At 71.8% G+C, this 6,476-nt stretch carries 9 protein-coding genes; 2 read left to right on the plus strand and 7 right to left on the minus strand.

All coding sequences use genetic code 11. The features are described from left to right. Both GTW43_RS02545 and GTW43_RS02550 read right to left on the minus strand, forming a co-directional pair. Nucleotides 1-614 (minus strand): TerD family protein (locus GTW43_RS02545; protein ID WP_161299903.1); only part of this gene is annotated, 614 nt, incomplete at its 3' end. Nucleotides 615-728: 114 nt separating this feature from the next. Continuing rightward, nucleotides 729-1,328 (minus strand): M48 family metallopeptidase, encoded by a 600-nt coding sequence (locus GTW43_RS02550; RefSeq protein ID WP_161299904.1) that lies wholly within the window; start codon nt 1,326-1,328, stop codon nt 729-731. Nucleotides 1,329-1,562: 234 nt separating this feature from the next. Between GTW43_RS02550 and GTW43_RS02555 the strand changes: the two genes are divergently transcribed. Continuing rightward, nucleotides 1,563-2,732, plus strand: coding sequence for a ThiF family adenylyltransferase (locus GTW43_RS02555; RefSeq protein ID WP_161299905.1), 1,170 nt, complete (start codon nt 1,563-1,565; stop codon nt 2,730-2,732). 67 nt (nt 2,733-2,799) lie between these two features. Beyond that, a complete protein-coding gene (locus tag GTW43_RS02560; RefSeq protein WP_161299906.1) occupies nt 2,800-4,170 on the plus strand; it encodes an AarF/ABC1/UbiB kinase family protein in 1,371 nt (456 codons plus the stop codon). Between the two features lie 46 nt (nt 4,171-4,216). Here the strand turns inward: GTW43_RS02560 and GTW43_RS37385 are convergent, their stop codons facing one another. The 5 genes from GTW43_RS37385 to GTW43_RS02580 all read right to left on the minus strand — a co-directional run. Continuing rightward, entirely contained in the window at nt 4,217-4,432 is a 216-nt protein-coding gene (locus GTW43_RS37385; protein ID WP_202500953.1) for a hypothetical protein, read from the minus strand. A gap of 227 nt (nt 4,433-4,659) precedes the next feature. After that, complete coding sequence (locus GTW43_RS02565) at nt 4,660-4,983, minus strand: hypothetical protein (protein ID WP_161299907.1); 324 nt, start codon at nt 4,981-4,983, stop codon at nt 4,660-4,662. Further along, entirely contained in the window at nt 4,980-5,348 is a 369-nt protein-coding gene (locus GTW43_RS02570) for a WhiB family transcriptional regulator (protein WP_161299908.1), read from the minus strand. The genes GTW43_RS02565 and GTW43_RS02570 overlap by 4 nt, the downstream gene beginning before the upstream one ends. A 187-nt stretch (nt 5,349-5,535) precedes the next feature. Continuing rightward, nucleotides 5,536-5,859: a hypothetical protein gene (locus GTW43_RS02575; RefSeq protein WP_161299909.1), complete on the minus strand. Its 324-nt coding sequence runs from the start codon at nt 5,857-5,859 to the stop codon at nt 5,536-5,538. Between the two features lie 164 nt (nt 5,860-6,023). Beyond that, nucleotides 6,024-6,476: HRDC domain-containing protein (locus tag GTW43_RS02580; RefSeq protein ID WP_202500949.1), on the minus strand; the 453-nt coding region annotated here is incomplete at its 5' end.

Genomic DNA, 6,476 nt, shown 5'->3' on the forward strand with positions numbered 1-6,476 from the left:
GCGCCGAAGGACGGCGGCGCGGCGGCCTGGGCGGGCGGCGCGAAGCCGGGGTTCGCCGCCTGCTGCGGCGCGGCGGCAGGCTCCTCCTCGGCGACCTCGCCGCCGAAGTTCTTCAGGAGCGCTTCCAGGCCACCGTCGAAGCCCTGGCCCACGGCGGCGAACCGCCACACGTCCTTGAGATAGAAGTCGCCCAGCATGACGGCGCGCTCGGTCGAGAACTCGCCACCGTTGAACGAGTACCGCGCGACTTCCTCGCCACCGGCGACGATGCGGATGTACCCGGGCGCGACCTGGGACATCTGGCCGGCGCCGTCGATGGTCGCCGTGAACGACAGCTTCTGGATCTGTGCGGGGATCCGGTCGAGCGTGACGCGGAAGGACTCCGTGTCACCGGCCTGGGCACCCAGCAGCTGGACGGACTCCTCGGGCGTCTTCGGCTGGTTGAAGAAGACGAAGTACCGGTCGTCGGAGAGGCGCTCGGCCGCGTCGAGGCCGAAGCAGCTGATGTCGAAGGTCAGTCCGGGACCGGTGATCTGCACGCCGACGTACAGGTCCGTGCCCGCTGTGAGGTCACTGATCTTGGCCTTGTGGCCGCGTTGGAATTCCCTGGCCATGCGTAACGACCGTCCCCCATCCCGATGGTGATTGCGTCGCGCCAGGCTAACGGCAAACGTCCGGGCCTGAGGATGTCGGTACAGCCCTGGTACAGAACCGTCCTCAAAACCGGGTCACTCGTCGCGGGCGCCCGGCAGCTGGGGCAGCCGGTCCGCCGCGACCACCCCTTCGAGGTATCCGCGCGCCCGCTCGGTGCGCGGGTACGCCTCGAGAAGGCTCCAGAAACGGGGCCCGTGCCCGGGCACGAGGAGGTGGGCGAGCTCGTGGACGAGGACGTAGTCGACGACGTACTCGGGCATGCCCTGGAGCCGGTGGGAGAGCCGGATGCTGCCCTCGGCGGGGGTGCAGGAACCCCAGCGGGTGTTCTGGTTGGTGACCCAGCGCACGGACGCGGGGCGTGCCCGGCCGTCGAGATAGAGCGTGGACAGCCGCTCGGCGCGCGCGGCGAGCTCGGCGTCGCCGAGGACCCGTTTGCTCTCCTGCGCCGCGAGCTTGTCGAGCATCACCCCGACCCAGCGCTTCTCCTCGGCCTCGGACATCCGGGCGGGGATGAGGACCACCGTGCGGTCGCCCTCCCGGTACGCGGAGACGGTCCGACGGCGCCGGGAGCTTCTGCGGACCTCGACCGCGCTCGTCTGGTGACCGCCTGAGGGCGGGCTGGTCGTGCTGCTGCGCTGCGTGTTCGTGGCACGGTGCAGGGGGTCGACGGGCACGCCCCGACGTTACCCGCTGAGCAGGCTGGAAGTCCCGCCTCCGGAACCCTTCGGTGTGCTGCCCGGGCCCGCATCGCGCGATTAGTACGACTATCACCCCCAGCCTGTGGACAACTTTCCGCACGCGCTCGGCCGAGCGGGCAGGCTGTCGGTCGAGGGCACCGACGGCACGCTGTGAGCGAGCCGGCACGGACGGCACACGGGGACGGCACACGGAGAGCACGGGGGACGGCGATGCATCCGATTCTGAAGCCGGCGCTGCGGCGCGGCTGGCGCGATCTGAACACGGTGCAGTTCGGCATGACGCCGGCGCACGCGGTGGTCCTGGGTCCGGTCGACACGGCCACGGGCAGCTTCCTGACCCTGCTGGACGGCACGCGCGGAGTGCCGCTGCTGCGTGAGGAGGCCCGCCGTATGGATCTGCCCGACGGACACGTGGACGCACTCCTGGACCGGCTCTGCGACGCCGGGCTGCTGGACGACGCGACGGGCGGCGGGCCTGCCGTCGAGGCCCTGCGCCGGCAGCGCGGGGTCCACGACCGGCTCCGGCCCGATCATGCCGCGCTGACGGTGACCACGGCCGACCCTGCCGAGGGGGCCCGGCGGCTGGCCGCACGGCGCTCGTCGCGGGTGCAGGTCAGAGGGGCGGGCAGGGTGGGCGCCCTGGTCGCGTCGGTCCTGTCCGCGGCCGGTGTGGGGCAGGTCGACGTGCGCGACGGCGGCCGGGTCGAGCCGTGGGACGTCGCACCCGGTGGGCAGCCGGTCGAGGCGGTGGGCGAGCGGCGCGACGCGGCGGCGCGGCGCGCGGTCCGGTCGGTGGCCCCGGACCGTCCCCCGGCCCCCGACCGGCGCCGCTCGGGCCCGGCCGTCGAGCGGGAGGACGGCGCGGGCGAGCCACGTGTCTTCTCGCTGGTGGTGATCGCCCCGCGGGACGGACTGTCCGTCCACTCCCCCGATCCGGCCTCGGCCGAGGATCTGGTGGCGGCGGGCATCCCGCATCTGTACGCGGGTGTGGCCGAGGCCACGGGGACGGTCGGCCCGCTGGTGCTGCCCGGCGGCACGGGCTGCGCACAGTGCCTGCTCCTCGATCGCACGGACCGCGATCCGACCTGGCCGCGGCTTCTGGCACAGTGGCGCTCGGGCCGGGCGGGGCGTCAGGTGCAGGCGTGCGACGTGGGGCTCGCCACGGCCGTCGCAGGGCTTGCCGCCGCGCACGGACTGGCTTTTCTGGACGGGGAGTTGCCGTCGAGCACCGGGGCGCGCTGGGAGGCCTCGGCACCGGGACTCGACTGGCACGCGAGGCCGGTGTGGCCGCATCCGGAGTGCCCGTGCGGTGCGGGTGAGGGAGGTAACGGGCAGGAGGTATCCGTCGGCGAGGGGCCGCACGACACAATGGCGGAGTAAGCATCGGATGACGGCGTCACGACGTCTGGGCATGCGCGGCACGGCTGTCCGGCACTTGGAGGGGTGTATGTCTGATCTTCCCCGGAAGGCGGTTACCCGTACCGCCAAGCTGGCCGCGCTGCCCCTCGGCTTCGCCGGGCGCGCGACCTGGGGCATCGGCAAGCGGATCGGCGGGAAGTCCGCCGAGCTCGTCGGCCGCGAGCTGCAGCAGCGCACGGCCGAGCAGCTCTTCAAGGTCCTGGGCGAGCTGAAGGGCGGGGCCATGAAGTTCGGCCAGGCCCTGTCGGTCTTCGAGTCGGCGCTCCCGGAGGAGGTCGCGGGGCCCTACCGGGCCGCGCTGACCAAGCTCCAGGAGGCGGCGCCGCCGATGCCGACCCGGACGGTGCACGGGGTGCTGGAGGAGCGGCTCGGCGAGCAGTGGCGTGAGCTGTTCCGCGAGTTCGAGGACAAGCCGTCGGCCGCCGCGTCGATCGGCCAGGTGCACCGCGCGGTGTGGCACGACGGCCGCGAGGTCGCCGTGAAGGTTCAGTACCCCGGCGCCGGTGAGGCCCTGCTGTCCGACCTGAACCAACTGGGCCGTTTCGCCCGCCTGTTGGGCCCCCTCATCCCGGGCATGGACATCAAGCCGCTCATCGCCGAGCTGCGCGACCGTGTGTCGGAGGAGCTGGACTACGCGCTGGAGGCGCAGGCCCAGCAGGCGCACGCCGACGAGTTCGCCGGTGACCCCGATGTCGTCGTGCCGCAGGTGGTGCACCAGTGCGAGCAGGTCCTGGTGACGGAGTGGATCGAGGGGACGCCGCTCGCCGAGGTCATCAGCGACGGCGACCAGGAGCAGCGGGACCGCGCGGGGCAGCTGCTGGCCCGCTTCCTCTTCTCCGGCCCGGCCCGTACGGGGCTGCTGCACGCGGACCCGCACCCGGGGAACTTCCGGCTGCTGCCCGACGAGGAGCGTGGCTGGCGGCTGGGCGTCCTGGACTTCGGCACGGTGGACCGGCTGCCCGGAGGCCTGCCGGAGCCGATCGGGCACTCGCTGCGGATGACGCTGGCGGGCGATGCCGTCGGGGTCTACGAGATGCTCCGCGAGGAGGGTTTCGTCAAGGACTCGATCGAGCTGGAGCCGGACGCGGTCCTCGACTATCTGCTGCCGATCATCGAGCCGGCGCAGGTCGACGCGTTCACCTTCACCCGCGCCTGGCTGCGCACCCAGGCGGCCCGTATCGCGGACATCCGCTCCCCCGCCCACCAGCTGGGCAAGCAGCTCAACCTGCCGCCCTCCTACCTGCTGATCCATCGCGTGACGCTGAGCACGATCGGCGTGTTGTGCCAGCTCGGCGCGACCGTGCGCCTGCGGGACGAACTGGAGGCCTGGGTGCCGGGCTTCCTCGACGAGGAGGTCGCGGCGGCCGCGTCCGAGGTCGAGCCGGCCGCCGAGGCCTGAGGCGACGGCCCCGGCCCGGGCCCTGATCGGCCCGGGCCGGGGCCCGTCACCACCAGTCGGAGTCGAGGCGCCCCTCGATGGCCCGGATGTTCTCCCGGGAGCAGGTGTCGCAGAAAGTGCGCCGCACTCCGCCCTCGACCGAACTCGTCCAGGTCAGCGGCGTCTCCGCCGCCGTGGTGCCACATCGGGCGCACACCGCGGCGCGCTCGTCGGATCGCTCGTCGGGTCGCTGCGTGGAGCCCTCACCGGGAAGAGACGTCACCCGCCGACGATAACGCCGCAGGCTGATCATCGGTGTGCACCACGCACCGCGGGGCCGGTCCTGGCGGACCGGCCCCACGGTGACAGCCGCTCACTGCGACGGCTGTGTGGTGTCGTTGTCACGGCCGTGACGGCGGCGCGCTGTCACTGCGCGCCGGCCGCCGTCATCGCCCGACGGTGTTCTCTGTCACGTCGTTCTCTGCCGTGTCGTTCTCTGTCGTGTCGCTCTTACTGCATGACGGCCATCGCGAGCGCGCGGCGTGCACGCCGCGACGCGCGCTCGGCGCGCCGCTGCATGCGACGGGCGATCACCAGGCGCATGGCCTGGCGCTGCTCGTCCGCCTCGCTCAGGCGCTCGTGCATATGCGCACGCGCCATGGCTTCTGGGATGAGTTGCATCTGGTGGGTCCTGTTCTGACGCGAGTCGGTCGCGCCGGGCGTGGTGAGGTCTGGGATCGCGGAGCCGACGGGCTCGCTCGTGGACGGCTTCATCGGGGCCTGCTTCTGGGGGTCGTGCGTCAGGGGGCGGTCGATCGTTCCTCGGGTGTTCATGCCGCGACCGGGTTCTTGCGCGGACGTCCACGCGGCCGCTTGCGGGCCACGACGACACCCTGGACGAAGAGCTCGCCACCCCAGACGCCCCACGGCTCACGACGCTCCTTGGCGCCGGCGAGGCAGGCCTCGACCAGCGGGCAGGTGCGGCAGAGCGACTTGGCGTACTCGACGTCCGCCGGGGACTCCGCGAAGAAGACCTCCGGGTCGTAGGCACGGCAGGGGACGGGCACGCCGAGGTTCTCGATGGCGTCGTCGAGCGCGGTGAGCGCAGTCAGGGGGTTCAAGGTGCGGTCCTCCGTGGGGCCGGGCGGGGAAAGAGTGTCTGAAGGCGGTACGGACGGGGCGTGCGCTTCGAGTTGCACGGTGTCTTCTTCCTCGTCTGGTCGTTCCGGCCGGTGGGCCGGGTGGCAGTGGTACCGGGTTCTTTTCTTGTCCCGAGGCCCCTTCGTGCTGGGTCCCCGGAAGGTCTCTGGAACTTCCGGGAAAACAGAAGGGCCGCGGATCCCGGATGGGGTTCCGCGGCCCTGAAGGCGCCGGTCTGATCGTCGATCAGACTGGATCACTCCAGGGTTCGAGCCCACGGAAGGCCCACATCGTGTGGTGCTGCGTCGTCTGCTTCCGGAATCCGGCACCGGCCGCCGCAAAGGCATAGGCCTGAGCCTGTGCCGTCGCTACCGCTTCCGGTGCCTTGGTCGGTCGCTCATTGCCCTCGCGGATGGGAAGCATCGCGGGGGACAGACCGGACTCCGGACGGCCGGCGATGACGCCAGACAGACCGGTGCCCAGGTTCGAGAAGCCGAGCAGGCAGGATGCGACGACCGAGCGATCGGTCATTTTCACGGTGCTGATGGAGCTGGCGTTGATGCTGATCACTGGAATCGCCTCCTCTCGGCGTCTCGGGGGACCGGGGTGAACCGGTCCGACGGCTTTCAAGTACAGCACGGAACCAGGGCCTTCGAGAAGGCCGCTGCTTTCGTGATTAAGAACCTATGGGGATTGCCCGGGCATGCGCAAACTATTTTTTCGACGAGTTCGTTTCAGTCGTCCCCGTCGACCGCTCCGGGCTCGTGCTCTACCGGCTGACCTGCGCAGATGGCGAGCACCTCGGATCCGTACGCGCGAAACTTCCGCAGCCCGACACCCGGGACGCGGGCCAGCTCGCCCTCGTCCTCGGGCGCGGCCTCGGCGATCGCGACCAGCGTCTTGTCGGTGAAGACGCAGAACGCGGGCTGGCCGAGAACCGCCGCGGTGCGGGCCCGCCACTCGACGAGCCGCTCGTGCAGCCCCTCGTCCATGTCCGACGGACAGTCCTCGCAGCGCATCAGCTTCATCTCGGCGGCGTCCAGCGTCCGCCCGCACATCCGGCAGCGGGCCACCTTCCGGTCGGCTCTGCGACGGGCGCCGGCCAGCGGCTCGCGCACGCTCGTCCGCGTGCCTCGCTCGATCCCGCCCGGGCCGCCGCCGCCCGGCCCGCGCCCGCCCGCGCCGCC

This window comes from Streptomyces sp. SID5785, assembly GCF_009870065.1.
Lineage (GTDB): Bacteria > Actinomycetota > Actinomycetes > Streptomycetales > Streptomycetaceae > Streptomyces.

Coding starts and splice junctions, on each gene's coding strand:
- GTW43_RS02555 (WP_161299905.1), top strand. CDS start 1,563: ATGCATCCGATTCTGAAGCCGGCGCTGCGGCGCGGCTGGCGCGATCTG.
- GTW43_RS02560 (WP_161299906.1), top strand. CDS start 2,800: ATGTCTGATCTTCCCCGGAAGGCGGTTACCCGTACCGCCAAGCTGGCC.
- GTW43_RS02565 (WP_161299907.1), bottom strand. CDS start 4,983: ATGAACACCCGAGGAACGATCGACCGCCCCCTGACGCACGACCCCCAG.